This is a genomic window from Suipraeoptans intestinalis, assembly GCF_034091795.1.
Classification (GTDB): Bacteria; Bacillota; Clostridia; order Lachnospirales; family Lachnospiraceae; genus Suipraeoptans; species Suipraeoptans intestinalis.
In genome coordinates this window covers 1-19,475 of sequence record NZ_JAXFXH010000006.1, presented here as the reverse complement: position 1 = coordinate 19,475, position 19,475 = coordinate 1, and the positions used below count along the sequence as shown (strand labels likewise).

19 protein-coding genes and 1 riboswitch are annotated in these 19,475 nt (G+C 50.8%); of the genes, 8 read left to right on the top strand and 11 right to left on the bottom strand.

Annotated elements, in window-relative coordinates:
* The 5 genes from SOW26_RS01975 to hypB form a co-directional block, all read right to left on the bottom strand.
* Positions 1-193: UPF0236 family transposase-like protein (locus tag SOW26_RS01975; RefSeq protein ID WP_320651798.1), on the bottom strand; the 193-nt coding region annotated here is incomplete at its 3' end.
* A gap of 395 nt (positions 194-588) precedes the next feature.
* On the bottom strand, positions 589-1,572 hold the full coding sequence (locus SOW26_RS01970; protein WP_320651797.1) for a DUF5692 family protein: 984 nt from the start codon (positions 1,570-1,572) through the stop codon (positions 589-591).
* Positions 1,573-1,605: 33 nt separating this feature from the next.
* Positions 1,606-1,971, bottom strand: a complete 366-nt coding sequence (locus SOW26_RS01965) for a hydrogenase maturation nickel metallochaperone HypA (RefSeq protein ID WP_276958719.1) — start codon at positions 1,969-1,971, stop codon at positions 1,606-1,608.
* Between the two features lie 9 nt (positions 1,972-1,980).
* Positions 1,981-4,725 (bottom strand): FAD-dependent oxidoreductase, encoded by a 2,745-nt coding sequence (locus SOW26_RS01960; protein ID WP_154478248.1) that lies wholly within the window; start codon positions 4,723-4,725, stop codon positions 1,981-1,983.
* A 48-nt stretch (positions 4,726-4,773) separates the two neighbouring features.
* Positions 4,774-5,442, bottom strand: coding sequence for a hydrogenase nickel incorporation protein HypB (hypB, locus tag SOW26_RS01955; RefSeq protein ID WP_320651796.1), 669 nt, complete (start codon positions 5,440-5,442; stop codon positions 4,774-4,776).
* Between the two features lie 210 nt (positions 5,443-5,652).
* Here hypB and SOW26_RS01950 point away from each other — a divergent pair, with 210 nt between their 5' ends.
* Both SOW26_RS01950 and aroA read left to right on the top strand, forming a co-directional pair.
* Complete coding sequence (locus SOW26_RS01950; RefSeq protein WP_320651795.1) at positions 5,653-6,357, top strand: FadR/GntR family transcriptional regulator; 705 nt, start codon at positions 5,653-5,655, stop codon at positions 6,355-6,357.
* Between the two features lie 31 nt (positions 6,358-6,388).
* Positions 6,389-7,702, top strand: a complete 1,314-nt coding sequence (aroA, locus tag SOW26_RS01945) for a 3-phosphoshikimate 1-carboxyvinyltransferase (RefSeq protein ID WP_320651794.1) — start codon at positions 6,389-6,391, stop codon at positions 7,700-7,702.
* A 24-nt stretch (positions 7,703-7,726) separates the two neighbouring features.
* Here the strand turns inward: aroA and hemB are convergent, their stop codons facing one another.
* From hemB to SOW26_RS01925, 4 genes are all read right to left on the bottom strand, one after another.
* The gene (hemB, locus tag SOW26_RS01940) at positions 7,727-8,704 is read right to left on the bottom strand and encodes a porphobilinogen synthase (protein WP_320651793.1); all 978 of its coding nucleotides are present in this window, start codon (positions 8,702-8,704) and stop codon (positions 7,727-7,729) included.
* On the bottom strand, positions 8,670-10,250 hold the full coding sequence (cobA, locus tag SOW26_RS01935) for a uroporphyrinogen-III C-methyltransferase (RefSeq protein ID WP_320651792.1): 1,581 nt from the start codon (positions 10,248-10,250) through the stop codon (positions 8,670-8,672). Before cobA ends, hemB begins: the two co-directional genes overlap by 35 nt.
* A 136-nt stretch (positions 10,251-10,386) precedes the next feature.
* A complete protein-coding gene (gene hemC, locus SOW26_RS01930) occupies positions 10,387-11,271 on the bottom strand; it encodes a hydroxymethylbilane synthase (protein WP_276958712.1) in 885 nt (294 codons plus the stop codon).
* Positions 11,268-11,738 carry a precorrin-2 dehydrogenase/sirohydrochlorin ferrochelatase family protein gene (locus SOW26_RS01925; protein WP_320651791.1) on the bottom strand — a complete coding sequence of 157 codons (471 nt, stop codon included), beginning with the start codon at positions 11,736-11,738 and terminating at the stop codon, positions 11,268-11,270. Before SOW26_RS01925 ends, hemC begins: the two co-directional genes overlap by 4 nt.
* 168 nt (positions 11,739-11,906) lie before the next feature.
* A riboswitch (cobalamin riboswitch) is annotated at positions 11,907-12,087 on the top strand.
* An 83-nt stretch (positions 12,088-12,170) separates the two neighbouring features.
* Between SOW26_RS01925 and SOW26_RS01920 the strand changes: the two genes are divergently transcribed.
* The 6 genes from SOW26_RS01920 to SOW26_RS01895 all read left to right on the top strand — a co-directional run bounded on the left by SOW26_RS01920 (position 12,171) and on the right by SOW26_RS01895 (position 16,324).
* Positions 12,171-12,917 (top strand): energy-coupling factor ABC transporter permease, encoded by a 747-nt coding sequence (locus SOW26_RS01920; protein ID WP_154478233.1) that lies wholly within the window; start codon positions 12,171-12,173, stop codon positions 12,915-12,917.
* A 4-nt stretch (positions 12,918-12,921) separates the two neighbouring features.
* Complete coding sequence (locus SOW26_RS01915) at positions 12,922-13,254, top strand: energy-coupling factor ABC transporter substrate-binding protein (protein WP_276958710.1); 333 nt, start codon at positions 12,922-12,924, stop codon at positions 13,252-13,254.
* Between the two features lie 42 nt (positions 13,255-13,296).
* Positions 13,297-14,079, top strand: coding sequence for a cobalt ECF transporter T component CbiQ (gene cbiQ, locus SOW26_RS01910; protein ID WP_276958709.1), 783 nt, complete (start codon positions 13,297-13,299; stop codon positions 14,077-14,079).
* Positions 14,076-14,924 carry an energy-coupling factor ABC transporter ATP-binding protein gene (locus SOW26_RS01905; RefSeq protein ID WP_235899434.1) on the top strand — a complete coding sequence of 283 codons (849 nt, stop codon included), beginning with the start codon at positions 14,076-14,078 and terminating at the stop codon, positions 14,922-14,924. The genes cbiQ and SOW26_RS01905 overlap by 4 nt, the downstream gene beginning before the upstream one ends.
* Positions 14,925-14,936: 12 nt before the next feature.
* Positions 14,937-15,728, top strand: coding sequence for a sirohydrochlorin cobaltochelatase (locus tag SOW26_RS01900; protein WP_235899433.1), 792 nt, complete (start codon positions 14,937-14,939; stop codon positions 15,726-15,728).
* A gap of 149 nt (positions 15,729-15,877) precedes the next feature.
* Complete coding sequence (locus SOW26_RS01895) at positions 15,878-16,324, top strand: GatB/YqeY domain-containing protein (protein ID WP_320651790.1); 447 nt, start codon at positions 15,878-15,880, stop codon at positions 16,322-16,324.
* 319 nt (positions 16,325-16,643) lie between these two features.
* On the opposite strand, the gene SOW26_RS01890 is transcribed toward SOW26_RS01895, so the two are convergent.
* Both SOW26_RS01890 and SOW26_RS01885 read right to left on the bottom strand, forming a co-directional pair.
* A complete protein-coding gene (locus tag SOW26_RS01890; protein WP_320651789.1) occupies positions 16,644-18,440 on the bottom strand; it encodes a glycerophosphodiester phosphodiesterase family protein in 1,797 nt (598 codons plus the stop codon).
* A 244-nt stretch (positions 18,441-18,684) separates the two neighbouring features.
* Positions 18,685-19,475 (bottom strand): GH32 C-terminal domain-containing protein (locus SOW26_RS01885; RefSeq protein WP_320651788.1); only part of this gene is annotated, 791 nt, incomplete at its 5' end.

Genomic DNA, 19,475 nt, shown 5'->3' with positions numbered 1-19,475 from the left:
AAACAGTTTTAATCGTTGCTTTTCGGTATCCCTTATCCCTTAATTCAGTCTTACTTCTTGTTGCATGAAGATGTTCATCATACCGTTCCAGGATCTCTTTCGTAAGTTCTCTGCCTGCTTCACAGATCATTTTGAAAATTTCTTTTTCAATCTCCTTGAAAGTTATACCATTTTCGTCTACCATAAGATTCATCATACAGCTCCTTTGTATATATTCTTCGCAAAATAAATACTAAGTTAAGTCTGTATGATTTGGAAGAGGTTTCGGCCTCTTCCTTTTAACTTTTTGCCAACTATAATTTTACTCTAAGTTAGTTAGTTTTTTTTGAATAATCTGCTATTTATTTTTTCTATATATTTTTATAATATTTCTCTCTCCATATACCTCTTCCTGTGCACAACATCCTGCACAAAAATATTCTATTCTGTTTTTTCTTTTGCGATATCTGTTTTGTCGTTAATTTATGCGCGATTTCCCACAAGGCAAAAGCATTCCCTCAAATCAATTCCCAAACCGAACATTCTCCCACCGCAAAAAGAGCACCCGGCCATCTTCAAACCATGATGACTCGGATGCTCTGTCTCTCTTTATTCTGCCAGGGATTTAAATTCCTGATACTGTTTCAGATCTGTGTACAATTCCTCCTTGTAGGGGTTCTTTCCGGTCTGTCTGACCTTCCGCAGCATGTATACAAAGACGGCAAGGTTGACGATCAGAGCGGTGAAGCTGACTGCTGCATAGATCATGGGATGGTAGGTAGAATCCACCCGGAACATACTGTTATCCTGGAATGTTGGAAATGTCTGGGCAAACATACACCAGATAGCCAGCGTCTGGGCTCTGTGCTGCAGCCACGCTCCCTTCCCCACAGTAAAGGAGCAGATGGTGGGAGCCAGAAGCAGGGCAAACCCACAGTACCATGCGTGATGTGGCAGGCAGTTATAGGTATAGGCAAAATTCCAGAGGTCATAGGCTATGATCCAGAACCACAGCATGTCCGGCCACACCATATCCCTGCTGCGATCCTTTGTTGTCTTCTTCCGGACACAGATCCCTACCCAGCCGGTGATGGTCAGGATATTCAGGATCCCTGCCGCTGCGTTCATAAAGTTCCAGGATCCTCCCATCAACTGAAAGACGGTATGGGCCGCGCCCTCTTCCTGCACTCTGGTAAGCACCGGGTAGACCATTCCCACCTCAATATCTCTGGCGCAGGCCTCCAGGATGTTGATAGCCAGGATCAACGGCGGAAAAGCCAGGGCCAGCTTGTAGTCCCGCAGCCTCCACACACTTCCGTCCTTTCTCTTTCCTTCCACAAACCGGATGGCCCAAAATCCGATACAACCGGCCGTGGAAGAATACACCTTCGCCAGATGGAACCAGTCGGTGTAGGAGCGTCCCTTCAATACGGTAAACCAGAGGATCGACAGCACCACCGGCAGGATCACAAAAAACACAAATCCCAGTTCCTTTGACTTCCTTGCAACTTCATTCAGTACAAACAACGCGGCCAACACACAGATCCAGACCACCCACATTAAAATCGTATTCGTTCCGTGAAACGTAAACATACTCTTCTCCTTTCTTCGTCTGCTTTTGCTTTTTCAGACTTCTTCCTCCTCATAAAACAGATGGATCTCCTTCAGATAAAACTCTCTTCCTGTCACAATGGAACAGGCTTCGCTTCCGCACCCGGGACAGACCTTTCCCTGATTCAGGTATTCGTAAACCTTCCCGCACTGCTTGCAGCGGACGGTGGCCGTCACCACCTGGATCTTCATTTCCACATGCTCAAACTCTGTTCCGTCTGTCGCCGCCGGCCAACATTCCTTCAGGTACTTGGGCACGATGGTGGAGGCTTCTCCCAGCTCCAGCAGGATTTCTGCGATCTCGGAAGGGTCTATCCCAGACTGCCTGACAACCTCATCCAGCTTTTTTACGATTTCAAATACAATGCCCAGCTCATGCATGGCAGCCTCCTATACTGCGCCGAATTTCTTCTTGATCTTCTTAAACGCAATCTTTCCTTTTCTTTTTACCATCTGTTTGATGACCACCGGCTTCATTTCTGTAAACTCCACTCCCGCTCCGTCATAGACCCGTTCCAGATGAATGGCGTCGAATTTACACTTGGTGGTGCACTGTCCGCATCCTACACACATATATTCGTCTACCATCGTTGCTCCGCATCCCAGGCACCTTGCTGTTTCCTTCTGGATCTGCTCCTCTGTCAGCACGCCTCTTCCGTCTGCAAAGCTTCTGTGTCCCACACCATCCAGATTGTCCGGTCTTTGTCTGGGCGTTCTGTCGTACTCTTCCAGTACCGCTCCCTTTTTGTCCAGTTCTTTGTAGATCCTTCGATCCCGTCCGATCACAAGGGATTGTCCGTTTTGTACGAACCGGTGAAGAGAGATAGCTCCCTGCTTTCCGGCTGCGATAGCGTCAATAGCAAAGCCCGGCCCGCTGCAGCAGTCGCCTCCGGCAAACACATCTGCCTCCCCCGTCTGGTATGTCAGCGCATCTGCCACGATCGTGTTGTTTCTGCGCAGCTCTGCTTTTGTTCCTTCCAAAAGATCTCCCCACTGAATAGACTGTCCTACCGTTACCACCACATGATCCGCCGGCACCAGGATCGTATCTGTTTCGTCAAACACCGGTGCGAACCGCCCTGCTTCGTCAAACACAGACAGGCACTTCTGAAACAGCACACCCTCTACCTTTCCGCCGGATTCTGCGATCCGAACCGGACCATAGCCGTTGCAGATATGGATACCTTCCTCCAAAGCCTCCTGGATCTCTTCCTCGGAAGCAGGCATCTCCTCCCGGCTTTCCAGACAATACATCCGAACTTCTCCCTGGGAAAGCCGCGCTGCCGCCCTCGCCGCATCCACCGCTACATTGCCTCCGCCGATCACAATGGTATTGCCCGACAGATCTACCACATCTCCCCGGTTGATCCGTTTCAGACAATCAATTCCCGTGAAAACACCTTCTGCCTCTTCTCCCAAAATCCCAAGCTTTCTGCCTCCGCTGGCCCCGATGGCTACATAAAAGCCCCGATAGCCTTCCTGACGCAACTGCGTCAGAGTCACGTCCTTTCCTACCTCTACGCCCATTCTGAATTCCACGCCCAGCTCCCGGATGATCTGGATCTCGGCTTCCACCACCGCTTTTTCCAGTCGGAAGCCGGGAATCCCCAGGGTCAGCATCCCTCCCGGTTTTTCCTCTTTTTCAAAGATGGTTACCTGATATCCGTCCAGCGCCAGAAAATACGCACAGCTAAGACCTGCCGGCCCGGATCCGATCACGGCGATCTTCTTATCGCTGTAATCGTGCCTCTTTTCGGGGATCTTCCGCGTGGCAGGATCCAGCTCCAGCTGCGCCACGTATTTCTTGATCTCGTCGATCGCTACCGGACTGTCCACCTCGCCCCTGGTACAGGCCTGCTCACACCTGCGGTTGCAGATCCTGCCGCAGACTGCCGGCAAAGGATTTTCCAGCCGGATCAGCTCCAGCGCTTCCTGGTATCTGCCCTGTGCCGCCAGTTTGATATACCCCTGTACCCCAATGTGAGCCGGACAGTTGGTCTTACAGGGAGCCGTCCCGGAATCCACCACGTTTTCCCGGTTGGTGCGGTACTCCTCGTTCCATTTATCCTCTTCCCACACCTCGTCTCTCGGCGTGATCCTGGTGGTGATGTCCGTTACCACCGGTGTGGAGGAGCAGAGCTTTTGTCCCAGCTTTAATGCATTCACCGGGCAGTTTTCCACGCATCGTCCGCAAGCGACACATTTTTCCCGGTCCACCACCGCCCTGTAGTTGGAGCGGATCATGTCTACATTTTTAAACATGGTCGCCGTCCGCATGGAAAGGCATCCGCAGCCGCAGCAATTGCAGATAGCATGGGTATGCCCCGGTCCGTCGGTATTAGGGATCTCATGCATCAGTCCGTTTTCTTCCGCCCGCTTCAGGATCGCAAAGGCTTCCTCTCTGGTGATCTGCCTGCCTCTTCCTGTGCGGATGTAATACTCCGCCGCATGTCCCATCTGGATGCACATATCCTCTTTTAAATGTCCGCAGCCCTCTCCCATCACCTCCCGGTCTGTCCGGCAGGAGCAGTTGGATACGGAAAACAGATCATTCTCATTGAGGTATTTGGAGATTTCTTCATATCCTGCCTTCCGGCTTTCCCCGTCAATGGCAGATTCGATCGGAATGACACGCATCAGTCCCACTCCCACCGGAAAGGCTCCGGAGCTTAAGGGCCCCCGTACCCTTCCGTAGGCTTCCATCGCATAGGCCACAATGGGATATTTTTCAATATTATCCATATTGTTGACGATCATCTCCATGGTGCCCGGAATCCAGGTTTCTGTCCAAAACAGATCCACGCCTTCCACCCGGTTTACAAAACAGGCTCCGTAAACTGCCAGCTTCATCAGCTGCTCGTGGCAGTAGTCCTCGCTTTTTCCCAGCTTCTTCGCCACCTCCGCCGCCGAATGCTTTTCATAGGAGCCCAGACACAGCCCCACCTCTGCCATCTCGCTGGTGACGCCTGCCTCCAGGATCACATACTCCGGGTCATCCCACTGCAGGGAACCTTTTCCTCCCGGCCGGACATTTGGCTTTTTTCGTCCCATCATATTGGCAAGCCGCATCACCTGTTCATCGTATCTGCATACATATCCCGGCGGAAAAATCATTTTTGTCGTTTGACTTCCCATTCCTCTTTTCCTCCTCTTTCTCTGGTGTTTTCGATCACCACTTCTTTCTTATGCTTTCGCCTTCTTTACCTGTCCTCGCAGCCAGTTTAGCCACTCTTCCAGTCCCTCTCCCGTCCTGGCGGAAATCGGAATCACCTGAATATCAGGATTCAGATCTCCGGCTCTTTTTTTACAGGCTTCCAGATCAAAATCAAAATAAGGCGCCACGTCCATTTTGTTGACCAGAAGCACGTCGCAGATGGAAAACATCAACGGGTATTTCAACGGCTTGTCGTCCCCCTCCGGCACACTTAAGATCATGGCGTTTTTTGTGGCGCCTGTATCAAATTCCGCCGGGCACACCAGATTTCCTACATTTTCCAGCACCACCAGATCCAGTTCCTCCGTTCCCAGAGCCTCTATGCCCTGTCTGGTCATCTCTGCATCCAGATGGCACATGCCCCCGGTATGCAGCTGTATCACTTTGGCTCCTGTCTGCTGGATGGTCCGTGCATCCACATCGGAATCAATGTCCGCCTCCATTACGCCGATCTTCATTTCTTCCCGCAGTGCCTGGATCGTGCGGGTCAGAGTCGTGGTTTTTCCGGATCCCGGAGAAGACATCAGATTCAGCAGAAACGTCTTCTGTTCCTTCATCTCCTTCCGCAAAAGCTCCGCCCTTTCGTCGTTTTTCTGAAAAATACTTTCCTTGACTTCCAATACTTTAAATTTTTCCATAAAAACCCTCCGTGTATTTTCTGATTCAACCAGAAGTCCATCTTTTTTATTACAAAAATCATACCTTTTCGTTAAACTATTGTCAAGATTTTTTGTCTATTTTTAGGTGTTTTTTCTATCTTTCTATTGTATTTTTGTAATAACTGTCCTATAATGAATTCATACTATATATTTTTGGTTGAACCACAAGCCAGTATTTGGAGGATGTAGATGGAATTTAAAAAAATCGTATCGCCCACCTTGAAAGAAATTTTTATCGAACACATACAGACCATGATCCTGTCCGGCGAGATCCGGGTGGGGGATCCTCTTCCCCCGGAACGCACCATCTCCCAGCAGATGGGGATCAGCCGCTCTGTAGTCAATTCCGGGATCATAGAACTGGAGCGGATGGGATTTTTAGAGGTGCGCCCCCGGGTCGGCACCTTCGTTGCCGACTACCGGAGAAAGGGAACCCTGGAAACCTTAAAGGCTATTATGCGCTACAACAGAGGCCGTCTGCGGGAGGGAGAGATCCGTTCCATCCTGCAGGTCAGAGATTCCTTGGATCGTCTGGCTATTTCCTGCCTGATCCAGGACAACCCTGACTATGACCTTTCTATTTTGAAAGAAAAAGCCGAAGCCATCGGAAGCGCCCCCACCGGCTCTGCCGCTGCCTTGGCCGCCTTTGAATTTCAGCATGAACTGGCCATTGCTTCCGGCAATTCCCTTTTGCCTTTAATCTTCCGTTCCTTCTACTCTTCTATTCTCTCCCTCTGGGAACGCTTCTGTGATCTTCACGGAATTCAAAAGCTTTATGCCGTCAGCATTACCTTGTATGAGTATATTGAACGCAAGGATATCGAAGGCGCCAACGCGTGGCTCCTTCTTTGCACCCAGGACGTGATACACGGCAGCAGCCGGATCTATTATTAAAAACCATCGCACAATCATTTGGAGGTATCCTATGCAGCTCAAAACCATTCTGCCTGCTTCCCGCCTAAAAGGCTCTGTGGTCGTTCCCGGCGACAAATCCATTACCCACCGCGCCCTTCTGCTGGGGGCGATCTCCTCCGGAACTACCCGAATCTTCTCCTTTTCCGGAGGAAAAGACTGTCTTTCCACCTTAAACTGTCTGAAACAGCTTGGCATTGACATTCGCCTTTCCCCCGGAAGCGACCCGCATCTGACGATCCAGGGGAAAGGCCCGGACGGTCTTGCTGCGCCTGCTTCTATACTGGATGCCGGCAACAGCGGTACCACTTTACGGCTTTTATCCGGCATTCTTTCCGGGCAGGCTTTTCCTTCCCGGATCACCGGAGACGCCTCCTTAAAACGCCGTCCCATGGACAGGATCCTGCTCCCGCTACGCCGGATGGGCGCAGAGATCTCCTCTTTGGATGGCAGCGGCAAAGCGCCCCTTTCCATCCGCCCCTCTGCCCTGACAGGGATCCGTTATACGCTTCCGGTTGCCTCTGCGCAGGTGAAGTCTGCCGTTTTACTGGCAGGGCTCTACGCAAAGGGAAAAACCTCCATCTGCGAGTCTATTCCTGCAAGAGACCATACAGAACGGATGCTGTCTGCTTTTGGCGGAAATATTTCCACAAAAAAAGGACCCAAGGGCGGTCTGATCACCACGCTTGTGCCTTCTGTTCCTTTGCTTGGCCGGGACGTTCCCGTTCCCGGAGATATTTCTTCTGCCGCCTACTGGATCGGCGCCGCCCTGCTGCTGCCCGATTCCCGCCTTTTCCTTCCCCGGGTGGGAATCAATCCCACACGTACCGGATTTCTCACCGTCTGCCGGCGGATGGGGGGCGATCTGACCTTTTCCCGGACGCAGACCTTCCTGGGGGAGCCCTGCGCCGATCTTCTGATCCGTCATTCCCTCCTGAAAGGAACGGTAGTTTCTCCGGAAGAGATCCCTTCTCTCATTGACGAGCTTCCCATGCTTGCCGTTCTCGCCGCTTTTGCCCGGGGCGAAACCATCCTTCGGGGGATCGGAGAACTTCGGTTTAAGGAGTCCAACCGGATCCTTTCCATCGTTTCCAACCTGCGCGCTATGGGAATTTCGGTGTCCTTTACGGAAGAAGAGATCTGTATCTACGGAAAACAGTGCCCATCCGGCGCCGCTTTTTCCTCCTACAAAGATCATCGGATCGCCATGGCCTTTGCCATTGCCGCTCTTGCCGCCGCAACCCCCTCCACTTTGGATGACTGGGAATGCTGCAGCATTTCCTATCCCGGCTTCTTCCGGGAAATCGAACGGTTACAGGATCTGTAAGCTTTGTTGCTTTCTTTTGTCTTTTTAACCCAGTTTGCCTTCGTCCATCCACCCGGCCAGCTCTTTGGCTCCATAGGTAAGATAGCTGGAGGCTCCCGCCCGAAATACCGCTACCGCCATTTCGCACAGGATCTTTTCCTCATCGATCCACCCCTGTCTGGCCGCCGCCTTTACCATGGCATATTCTCCGCTGACGCTGTAGGCCGCCACCGGAAGGTGGGTGGCCTCTTTTACTCTGGTCAGTACGTCCAGATAAGTCATGGCCGGTTTTACCATCAGGATATCCGCCCCTTCCTCCTCGTCCAAAAGAGCCTCCTTCAAGCCCTCCCGCAGATTATGATAATCCATCTGATATCCTCTCCTGTCTCCGAAGGCGGGCGCCGAGCCTGCCGCCTCCCGGAAGGGAGCATAAAAACCGGACGCATATTTCACCGCATAGGACATAATAGGAATTTCCGTAAATCCCTGTCTGTCCAAAGCTCCCCGGATACTTCTGACACGCCCGTCCATCATATCTGATGGCGCTACCATGTCCGCTCCCGCCTCTGCATGGGACAGAGCCACTTTTTCCAGGACTTTCAGGGTGCTGTCATTGTCTACCCTATCGCCCTGCAGCATACCGCAGTGCCCATGGGATGTGTACTCGCACAGGCAGACATCTGTAATGAAATATAGACCGGGAAATCGTTTTTTCCCTTCTCTTAACGCTTTCTGAATGATCCCATCGTCCGCATAGGCGCCGCTCCCACAAGCGTCCTTCTGACCCGGAATCCCAAACAGCATGACGGAAGAAACGCCTGCCCGCTCCACTTCCTCCAGCCCATAAGCCAGTCTGTCCACGCTGTATCGGTATTGTCCTTCCAGGGACGGGATCTGTTCTTCTATCCCCTCCCCTTCCTTTACAAACATCGGATAGATCAAAGAGGCCTTATCCACTCTGGTTTCCCTGACCATCCTTCTTATGATCTCATTGCTTCTTAATCTTCTCGGTCGTTTTTCCATTCTTCTGTCTGATCCTTTCCGTCAATTCCAGCAATCCGTCTACGGTCGCTTCTTCTGCCACATAACACTGCATCCGGTACTCCCGCGCCTTCTTTGCCGTCTCTTCTCCAATGCAGAGGGCGCGGATATGGTCGTACCGTCTGCCGTCCGTCTCCTGCTCTTTCCTGCCTGTTTCTGCTCTTTCCCTCTCCAGCTGTTCCACAAAGCAGACCACCCCGAAGCTGCTGGTAAACATCACATAGGTGTCTTCCTCTTTCAGCTCTTTCCACAAGGAGATCCTGGGCAGCCTTTGGCACTCGGTGTCGTAAAGCGCAACGTCCCTTACATCTTTGCACACCTCTTTCAGGGTCTGCGGCAATACAGGATTTCCTCTCCCGGCTCTGGGAATCAGGATCCTGTCCTCCCGGCGGATCCTGTCCTTTAATCCGTTTGCCAACTGCTCTATCGTATAAACTTCCGGCATAAAGTCCGCATAGATCCCCCGTTCTTCCAGTTCCCTTCTGGTTCCCGGTCCGATCACTGCAAATCTGGCTCCTGCCAGACTCCGGATATCTTTCTTCCACACTTTCATCTGCTCCCAAAACATCCGGACTCCGATCTGGCTGGTCAGCACGATCCAGGTCCAGCGTTCCAGAGAGCGGCCCACTTCTTTCAGTTCTTCGCTCTCTCTTGCGGGAGAAACGCAGATCGCCGGTACTTCCAGCACTTCCGCCCCCCGCTGCCGCAGTTTCCGCGCCGTCTCCCGGATCGTCTCCCGCGGTCTGGTCAAAAGGATCCGAGTATGAGAAAGAGGCAGCTTTTCATACCAGTCCAGTTCCTCTGAAAGCCGACAGACCTCCCCCACTACGATCAGAGCCGGTGGTCGGATGCCCTCCCGAGCCGCCTCCTCTGCCAGAGTGCCTATCGTAGCAAGAACCTTTTTTTGCCGGGCCGTCGTTCCTTCCTGCAGAACAGCCGCCCCGGTTTCTTTTGGCAGGCCACCCCGGATCAAGCCTTCCATCAGTTTCGGAAGAGCTGTAACTCCCATGAGAAACACCAGGGTACCTCCTGCTTTTACGATCTCCTGATAAGCCAGGGGATCCTTTTCTCCCTGCTTCTTATGTCCCGTAATGATCTGCAAGGAGGACGCATAGTCCCTGTGCGTCACCGGAATCCCATTGTAAGCAGGAACAGCCAGGGAAGAGGTGACTCCCGGCACCACCTCAAAGGGGATCCCTTCTTCCCGCAGCTGTCTGGCTTCTTCTCCTCCCCGGCCAAACAAAAAGGGATCTCCCCCTTTCAGCCGGACGACCCGTTTCCCTTCTCTGGCAGCCTGAACGAGAATCTGTTGGATCTCCTTTTGGGGAACGGCATGGTGGCCGGATTCCTTTCCCACGAAGATCATCTCCTTCTTCGTGTCGATCACAGACAGAACTTCCTTTCCCACCAACTGGTCATATACGATCACATCCGCCTCTTCCAGCAGTTCTTTTCCTTTTAATGTCAGCAGTCCCACTGCTCCGGGGCCGGCTCCCACCAGCCATACTTTTCCCTGTTTCTCCGCCATCTTTTCCCCTTGCTTTCCCTTTTCCGTCCTTCTTTGTTTCCCGTTTTCCGGTGTTTCCTCCCCGGCTTCCTTTCCGGAACTCCCTTCCTGTCGTCCGCTCCTCCGGTTTGTTTGTTTTTCCGCCAGAGTGTTTGTTTCAACGGGTATATTTTCTCTCCATTTCCTCTGCCAGCAAAATGCCCAGCTCCTCTGCCTGCTCCATGCGACCTGTCTTTTCTCCAATAAAATAGGATCCGGTCCCGTTATAAAACAGTCCTTTCAAATGAAGTCTGCCTTCCACCGTTTCCGCATAGGCTGCCACCGGTGAAGTGCATCCTCCGTCCAGCCGCCTGACAAAGGCTCTCTCTGCCAAAGCCGCCGCCTCAGACGCCGGCTGTCCATAGCCTGCCAGAAACGAAACGTCCTGTCCTTTTCTTCCCTGGACTGCCAGAATCCCTTGCCCTGCCGCCGGCAGGATCTCTTCCACAGAAAAATATCTGGAGATCCGGTGGGAAAGACCTGCCCGTTTCAAGCCGGCAGCCGCCAGAATCAGAGCGTCAAATTCTCCTCTGTCCAGCTTTTCCAGCCGTGTCAGGATGTTTCCGCGAACCGGAACAAAGTCCGCTCCCGGAAACAATCTCTCTGCCTGAAGTCTTCTCCGGAAAGAAGAGCAGCCGATCCGCCCCCCGTATTTTCCTTCCTGCTTTCCTCTGGGCAGTACCAGCACGTCCCTTGGATCCTCTCTTTTGGAGTAGGCTACCACCGGGATCTCATCTGATTCCTCCATGGGCATATCTTTCAGACTGTGTACGGCCAGATGGATCTCTCCTTCCATCAAAGCTTTGTCCAGCTCTTTGACAAACAGCCCTTTTCCTCCGATCTTGTCCAGGGTGACGTCCAGTCTTTTGTCTCCTGTCGTCTCTATCTTTTTTATTTCTACTATGATCTCCGGATCCGCCGCTTCAATATAAGACGCCACCTGCGCCGTCTGAGCAAGCGCCAGCCTGCTTCCTCTGCTGCCGATCACAATTTGTCTCTTCATATGGATGTCCCGTCTTTCCCCAGTAATTTCTGTATATTTTTTCTTGCCTCCACGGTAGCGTGACAATCTTCTCCACCGGAGGAAATTCCCGCCACCACCTTTTCATTCCAGGCAAGGGCCGGAAACAAAAAGTCGCATAATTCTTTCTTATGCGATGTGTTCACCAAAATTCCTTTCTTCCGGCAGTCTTTCACGATCTGTTCGTTGCAGTCCGCCTCGTCTGTTGCCGCCAGCACCAGATCCTTTCCCTCCAGATCCTTTGCCCGGATCTTTCTTTTTTTCCAGACGATCCGTCCCTCGGCAGCCCACTTTTCCAGATCTTTCGTCACTTCCGGCGATACCAGACAGATTCTGTCCGTAAATAAAAGAAGAGACCTGACTCTTCTTTCTGCTACCTGCCCTCCGCCTGCCACCAGGATCTCCCTCCGGGAGAGATCTAAAAAAACGGGAAAATATGGTTGTTTCATATTCGGTTCCTCTCTCTTTTTTCTTCGTTTTCTATGATAGCATACCCTTTTCTAAATGCAAGCCTTTCTTCTTTTCTGCCCGCCGTCCCCCCAAAGTACCCGTCTCCATATCCGCCCTTTTCTCCGGGAATGATGATTGACAGAAATTTCACTCTGGGCTATGATAAAATGGAATGAAATGCGAAAGGTGCCTGTAAAGTCAGGAGAATAGGGAAGCCGGGTGTAAATCCCGCACGGTCACGCCGCTGTATCGGAGGAGTATGTCAGTTTTTTGCCACCAGACATCTGGGAAGGCTCTGCCATATGTGGATCCCCAAGTCAGAAGACCTGCCTTTTGTAACGCTTCGCACAGGATTACGAGCGATGATCCCGTGTTTTTTTCGTGCAACAACCACCATCGCTCCCACATCATTCTAAAGGAGGAGTAGCTTTATGACCCACACACAAAAAAAATGCATCGCCGGGATCGCCATCTTAAGTTTTGGCTGTTCCGTCACACCGGTTGCCAACGCCATGCATATCATGGAGGGATATCTTCCATTGACCTACTGCATTGCCTGGGGGGCGCTCTGTCTGCCCTTTCTCCTTGCAGGTCTTATGAAGACCAAAAAGAGTCTGCGGGAACACCCGCGTTCCATCACGCTCCTTGCCATGGCCGGCGCCTTTATCTTTGTTTTGTCTTCTTTAAAGATCCCTTCTGTTACAGGGAGCTGTTCTCACATGACGGGGACAGGGCTTGGCTCCATCCTGTTTGGCCCTGCCATTACCAGCGTCCTGGGACTGATCGTCCTGATCTTTCAGGCGTTGCTTCTTGCCCATGGCGGCGTCACTACCCTGGGAGCCAACACCTTTTCCATGGGGATCGCAGGTCCTCTTCTGACCTTTGGCCTTTATAAGCTTTCCACAAAGCTGGGGATGAAAAAAGCGTTGGCCGCTTTCCTTGCCGCATTTTTGGGAGATCTTTTCACCTACTGTGTGACCAGCCTTCAACTGGCTCTGGCACATCCTTCTCCCACCGGCGGGGTTCTAGCTTCTGCCGTAAAGTTTCTGGGAGTATTTGCCCCCACTCAGGTTCCCATTGCATTTGTGGAAGGTCTGTTGACGGCGGCTCTCCTGCTTTGCCTGGAATCCTTCGCCAAACCGGAACTGGCGGCTGTAGGTTATCAAACGGAGGTGTAAGAGAATGAAAAAACATACCAAAAAAATCGTACTGACATTGCTTCTTTCTTCTGTCCTGATCGCCCTTCTTCCTCTCTGCCTCGTAAAAAATGCAGAGTTTGGCGGCTCCGACGACCAGGGCGGTACGGTTGTGGAAACCATTAACAAAGACTATACGCCCTGGTTTACCTCTCCCATTGAAGTTTTTATGGGGGGCGAACTTTCCGGAGAGATCGAAAGTCTCCTCTTTTGTACACAGACAGGGATCGGCGTCGGGATCATCGCCTTTCTTTTGGGACGATTCTATGAAAGGAAAAAACTGAAAGAAACCGACAGGACTTCCAACGACGCCGGATAAACTGCCCGGCAATTCAATTTCGGCAAAAAGGCAGGGACCGATATGATTCTCATTGACAAGCTTTGTTATCAATCCCGTTTACGTCACGCCAATCCCTACATCAAGTTTCTCTTTGCCATGACTTCACTGTGTTTCTGTATCGGAAACCGGTCTGTTATCATGGCCGTGATCCTCTTGTTTGTTATGGGAAGCATGACTGTTTTGAAAGGGGGACTTTCCCCCTTTCTTTATCTGCGCCTTCTTTCTCTTCCTCTGGTATTCCTTCTGACAGGGGTCCTGGCCGTCCTTTTGGATCTGTCCTCTGTGCCTTCCGGACGTTTTTCCATCACTCTGGGAAGTATCTATCTGGTCATCCGGGACAGTCAGATCCAGATGGCGCTCCGACTGTTTTTTACCGCTCTTTCCTGTACCTCCTGCCTCTACTTCCTTTCCCTCACCACTCCCATCCCCGACCTTCTTCACGTACTGAGGACGTTTCATATTCCTTCCTTTCTTCTGGATCTGATGTTTTTAACTTATCGCTACATCTTTATTCTGCTTTCCCTGGCTTCCACCATTTCCATTGCCCAGCAGTCCCGTCTGGGAAACCGCACGCTTCGGCTGTCCAGAAACTCTTTTGTCAAACTGCTCGGCAGTCTTTTTGTTTTGTCCATCCGGAAATCCTCCGGCAATTTTGACGCCATGGAATCCCGTGGCTACAGCGGCTCTCTTACGCTGCTTCCCCCTTTGATCCACCACCGAAGGAAGGACTGGATCCTGCTGGGGATCTTTGAAATCATATTATTGATCTGGACCGTTTTGATCCGGTCAGGGAGGTTATCATGAGCAATCTACTGTTAGAAGCTGATCATCTGTTTTTTTCTTACGAGGGAGAATCTGCCTTTGCTTTAAACGATCTCTCCCTGAAGATCCCGAAGGGCAAAAAAATCGCCTGTATGGGTTCCAACGGTTCCGGAAAATCCACGTTCTTTCTCTGCTGCAACGGGATCCGAAGGCCTCAGAAGGGACGCCTCCTGTTCGACGGCCGCCCTTTCGACTACTCAAAAAAAGGGCTTCTCCAGCTGCGCAGACAGACCGGAATCGTTTTTCAGGATCCGGATACCCAGCTATTTTCCTCCAGCGTTTTTCAGGAAATTGCTTTTGGTCCCCTGAATCTGGGCGAGGCTCCTGAAGTGGTAAGAAAAAAAACAGAGGAGATCATGGAGCGTCTCGGCCTTTCTTCTTTTGCAGACAAGCCGGTCCACGCCCTCAGCGGCGGGCAGAAAAAGCTGGTGGCCATCGCCGATATTCTGGTGATGGAGCCCCGGCTCCTTATCCTGGATGAACCGGCTTCTGCTTTAGACCCCTTACATACCGGACTGATCCGTGATATTATACAAGGGATAGCCGATCAGGGAGTTACCATCCTAATGGCCACCCATGACGTAGACTATGCCTATCACTGGGCGGACGAGATCCTTTTGTTTCACGCGGGGAGAATCCTGGAAAAGGGAAGCCCTGCCTCTGTGTTTTCCAACAGGGCATTGCTGAAACAGACCTCTTTAACACAGCCGTCTGTGCTGTCTCTTTTCTTCCGCCTCTGCGAAACCGGTCTTCTTTCTCCTGCGCTCCCTATGCCCAGGACCTTTGAAGACATCACCTGTTATCTGCAGCACTCTGGCCAAATTTGAAAGGAGATCACTATGAATCATACTTCAGCCATTTTAGTTGTCAGCTTTGGAACCAGCTATCCTGACACCAGAAAACGGACGATCCAGGCGATCGAAGAGAAGATCCAGAAAACCTTCCCTCATTTTCCGCTGTATCGTGCGTGGACCAGCCACATGATCCGACAGAAGCTCCTTCATACGACGGGCGAACATATTCCTTCTGTGACAGAAGCCATGGAACAGATGCGCCAGGATGGGATCTCTCATGTATATATTCAGCCCACCCATATTTTAAACGGGGTTGAAAACGATCAGATGAAAGAGGATGCTCTTATGTTTGCTTCCGTTTTTTCGTCTATTTCTTTTGGCGCTCCTCTTCTGACCTCCCAGGGCGACCTGGAGGAGATGGCAGTCATCCTGAAGCATACCTTTCCTACTCTGGCCCCTCATGAAGCTCTCGTATTCATGGGCCACGGAAGCGTACATTTTTCCAATGCTGCCTACGCTGCCTTGAATTTCATTCTGGAGGAGAAAGGATTTGACGGGATTTATGTGGGAACTGTGGAGGCCTATCCAAAGCTTGCCCACATCCTTCCGCGGCTAAAGGCTTCCAGCACCACCCATATCCATCTGTTTCCTCTTATGGTGGTGGCCGGCGATCACGCCACAAATGATATGGCCTCCGACGATCCTGATTCCTGGAAATCCATCCTGCAGACGGAAGGCTTTGACGTGACCTGCCATCTTACGGGACTGGGCGAATTGTTTCCGGTACAGAATCTGTTCCTGGCACACTTACGGGAGATCCTTCCGGAAAATGCATAAGCTTTTTTCCACGCAATACTTTTACAGAAAGTACGGCAGTCTCGACAGCAACAGAAACATTGCTTTTTGAAAATATCCGTTGACAGTCGTCTGCTTCGATAAGATACTATAGATATGCAGCGCCAATCTTTAAAAAAGGAGTAAAAATTATGAACAAAATCGAAGAAGTACGTCAAGACATGATCCGTGCCATGAAAGCCGGGGACAAGGAAACAAAAGAAACTTTATCACTTCTTTTGTCCGCCCTGAAAAATAAAGCCATCGACAAAAGAGGGGATCTGACTCCCGAAGAGGAAGTACAGGTGATCCTGAAGGAGATCAAGCAGACCAAGGAAACACTGGAACTGACCCCGCCGGACAGAACGGCCATCCTGGAGGAATGCACCAACAGACTGGCTGTGTTAAATGAATATGCCCCCAAAATGATGGATGTGGAGGAGATCAAAGCAGAGATCACCGCCGTTTTGACAGAGCTTGATCTTTCTGCCCCCACTGCCAAGCAAAAGGGGATGATCATGAAGTCTTTGATGCCCCGGGTAAAGGGAAAGGCAGACGGGAAACTGGTCAATGAAGTTCTGGCTTCCTTCCTGGCATAGTATCCGGAAACGTGGCATAATATCCGGAAACGATTCTTTGCCAGATCCTCCGGAACTTTTTCTACAGATTTCTGATACGCGAAAAGTTTCTGATCGACATACAATACGCCCGCTGCTTCTCTTTTTCGGAGAAACAGTGGGCGTATCCTGTCTGTCACTCTATGGTATCGTCTTTCCTCTTTATCTTCTTTTCTCTTTTATCTTCTTTCCTCTTTTTCCGCTAAGGGTTTCTTTTGATATCCAGGCAGCCCCCTGAAATGGCGGCTTTTTTTGCAGCATCTGCAAAAAAACGTCCCCTATTATCCGATGCTGCACTCTATCAGAACCACTCTGCCAGCATCCCCAGAACTCTTCCCAGATCCTCTCTCTCATTTAGAAATTTGCGGGTGTTCACTCCCTCTTTTACTTCATCGGTAATGATGCCGTCCACGCTGCGAAGAAGGTACTGCTGCAGCTTTTCTCCTGAATTGATGGTCCACACATCTACTTTTTTTCCTGCCTCATGGATCTTTTCCACGTTGGATTCCGTAGCCGTCTCCATCTCCAGAAGAAGCCGGTCACAGTTCATTTCTTCCAGATCTCCAAAGGAATAGAAGCATAGGTAACCGGTGTCTGCATCCGGATGTCTGGATTCCAGATAGTTTATCAGTGGATAATTCAGGCAAATAAAGGTACACTGGGAAAGCATCTCCTTCTCTTTTACCAGCTGGTACACCTCTTCCGCCATCCTTTTATCTGCCGTCTTCCCCTTTAGCTCGATATACAGGCGGATCTTTCCCTTGGCAGCGTCCAGTACCTCTTCCAGCGTGGCCACTTCCTGCGGCTCCTTATTCTTCCCTTTGCCCGTATTCCTGATCCGCAGTTCCTTGATCTCTTCCAGGGTCATTTCCTGCGGCGTCCTGTCATCCTGACACAGCCGCATAAAGTCATTGTCATGATTTAAAATATACTGTCCGTCCTTTGTCCGCTGCACGTCGATCTCCGTGGCAAACAGCTTCAACTGTGCGGCTGCCTCAATAGATTCCACCGTATTTTCACTGCTATAGGTCCCTGCGCCCCTGTGTCCGATCAGCTCTACCGTGCTGCTCTTCGGAAAAAATTCATCAAAAAATACTGCTGACAAAACGCTCATGGCCGTTATCCCCGCCGCTCCGACTACTATCGGAATCAGGATCCATTTCCTTTTTTTCTTTTTTTCCGGTACCTGAAAGGCTGTTCCGGGACTTACATGCTCCTGGTACAGCATTGTCATCGTCAGGAAAAACACGATCGGAAATAGAATGCCGGCTAAAGCCAGTACCGCCCCCAGTCCGGCAACAGATTCGATCATAACAAATCTGCGCCAAAAAAGCTCCATCTGCTCAGATCCTGCCACCTCCAAAAGGATCAAAAACACGATCACAAATCCCGCTCCCAGCCATAAAGTTCCTGTTACGATAAGCTTCCCTGCGGCTTTCAGTAATTTCCCCTTTTCTTTTAGCACAAACCTCCTGGATTCTTTCATCGCAAGCGTTACCCTCCGGTTCCCCAGCACCATAAAATGGAAGGTGAAGATGTACAGGATCCCCCCGCAAAACAACACCGCCAAAAGACCGTAGTAAAGTAGTTTCAACCACATCTTGCTCAAAATGAACGACAGGATAAAATCCGGGATCTTAAAGGTACTGGTGAGAGAAATCCCCAGCTTACTCCCCACAAGCGGTCCCAGAAACGACACGTACAGGATCACCAACACTCCCATGGGATGCAGGTAATACCGCAGCTTTGAAAGGGCCTCCCATGCCATTCCCAAAAACTTCTTCTTTCGCTGGTTCAGGATATTGTCGCTCATTAAGATCATAATGTGTATTTCAAAGGAAATATACAAGATCAGCACCACGATCCCTATCGCCGCCAGCGTCCATCCTTCCCAGCTTCGGAACAGATAAGGAATGTCCCCGCTGGTAATGGCCGGCCTTCCTGCCCGCCACAGCAAAAGCCCTGCCAACTGTTTCATTCCCCATACGCATACAGCCAGCAGAAGCTTCGTAACAAACTGGTAAATCAGAAGTTCCCATATCCCTTCCCGATATGCCAGAAGCGTTACCTTGTTATTCTGTTTCTTTTTCCACCACATGTTTCAACCTCTCAAATACTTTTTGCTTTTGATTGTATCACATTCCCACAATTTTTTTAACCTTTTTTCTCTCTCCCACTATGCCACTATATCTCCTACCATGTCTTCCCGTGTTCTCCTTCTCCATATCTCTCATTTCCCGAAAACAGAAAACTCCCTCATAAACGGGGGAGTTTCCAGTTTGCCTCTATCCTCTTTCCAATTTTTTAAACGTTCCTTTTTCCTGAAGAAATTGCCTTTCCGCCTAAAAGGACACCTCCATTGCCCTCAGACGCCACAGCTTCATCCTTCCCTTCCGGTAGCTTCCTTTTACCGTAACGACCGAAGAGGCGGCATAATACCTTGTGGTCAGGACCTGCTCTCCATGGTTCAGGTATACTTCCACCGCGGATGTGTCTATCCAGATATCTACATGGGTACACGATTTGATCTTCGTTTTCCTGACAGTCCTTCCCTGTCCCAGATCTCCTGTAAATTTCATAGTAAAGATTCCGGTTTCTTTTTCAAAGGAAAGCTGCAGTTCCTCTTCTATGCTGACTTGAAACCCCTCACTGTCAGGGTTTTCATACAGGATTTCCGCCAGCGTAACTTTTTTTTCTTCTCCGGATTCCATGGCTTCTTCCTGCAGGCGGAGATTTTCATACTCCTTTACCGGTGTCTGGGTCAGTTCTCCCTTTGTGATCCGAAGTTCTCTTGCCATCGTCAGCCCATGCTGCCAGCCTCTGTCTACCGTAGGGTTGGTGTAGGGAATATCCGGCAGTCCCATCCAGCCCAGCAGGATCCTGCGGCCGCTTCCATCTTCAAAGGTCTGCGGTGCATAAAAATCAAATCCCATATCCCATTCCCGGAAATTTTTCAGACGGCTTTCCTTCCTGTAGTCGCCTTCTACTGAAAATACGCCGGACTGATATACATTCTGGAACCGGAACTCCTCCTGCTGCAGGCCCTGGGGCGATACGGAAAGAAAGGTGGAGCCTTCCAGAAAAAACAGATCCGGACATTCCCACATATAACCGGAGAGGGAGGGCTCTGTCA

Bases quoted from the DNA above. Each gene is read 5' to 3' on its own strand.
- SOW26_RS01970 (WP_320651797.1), bottom strand. From the start codon at position 1,572: ATGTTTACGTTTCACGGAACGAATACGATTTTAATGTGGGTGGTCTGG.
- SOW26_RS01965 (WP_276958719.1), bottom strand. From the start codon at position 1,971: ATGCATGAGCTGGGCATTGTATTTGAAATCGTAAAAAAGCTGGATGAG.
- SOW26_RS01960 (WP_154478248.1), bottom strand. From the start codon at position 4,725: ATGGGAAGTCAAACGACAAAAATGATTTTTCCGCCGGGATATGTATGC.
- hypB (WP_320651796.1), bottom strand. From the start codon at position 5,442: ATGGAAAAATTTAAAGTATTGGAAGTCAAGGAAAGTATTTTTCAGAAA.
- SOW26_RS01950 (WP_320651795.1), top strand. From the start codon at position 5,653: ATGGAATTTAAAAAAATCGTATCGCCCACCTTGAAAGAAATTTTTATC.
- aroA (WP_320651794.1), top strand. From the start codon at position 6,389: ATGCAGCTCAAAACCATTCTGCCTGCTTCCCGCCTAAAAGGCTCTGTG.
- hemB (WP_320651793.1), bottom strand. From the start codon at position 8,704: ATGGAAAAACGACCGAGAAGATTAAGAAGCAATGAGATCATAAGAAGG.
- cobA (WP_320651792.1), bottom strand. From the start codon at position 10,250: ATGGCGGAGAAACAGGGAAAAGTATGGCTGGTGGGAGCCGGCCCCGGA.
- hemC (WP_276958712.1), bottom strand. From the start codon at position 11,271: ATGAAGAGACAAATTGTGATCGGCAGCAGAGGAAGCAGGCTGGCGCTT.
- SOW26_RS01925 (WP_320651791.1), bottom strand. From the start codon at position 11,738: ATGAAACAACCATATTTTCCCGTTTTTTTAGATCTCTCCCGGAGGGAG.
- SOW26_RS01920 (WP_154478233.1), top strand. From the start codon at position 12,171: ATGACCCACACACAAAAAAAATGCATCGCCGGGATCGCCATCTTAAGT.
- SOW26_RS01915 (WP_276958710.1), top strand. From the start codon at position 12,922: ATGAAAAAACATACCAAAAAAATCGTACTGACATTGCTTCTTTCTTCT.
- cbiQ (WP_276958709.1), top strand. From the start codon at position 13,297: ATGATTCTCATTGACAAGCTTTGTTATCAATCCCGTTTACGTCACGCC.
- SOW26_RS01905 (WP_235899434.1), top strand. From the start codon at position 14,076: ATGAGCAATCTACTGTTAGAAGCTGATCATCTGTTTTTTTCTTACGAG.
- SOW26_RS01900 (WP_235899433.1), top strand. From the start codon at position 14,937: ATGAATCATACTTCAGCCATTTTAGTTGTCAGCTTTGGAACCAGCTAT.
- SOW26_RS01895 (WP_320651790.1), top strand. From the start codon at position 15,878: ATGAACAAAATCGAAGAAGTACGTCAAGACATGATCCGTGCCATGAAA.
- SOW26_RS01890 (WP_320651789.1), bottom strand. From the start codon at position 18,440: ATGTGGTGGAAAAAGAAACAGAATAACAAGGTAACGCTTCTGGCATAT.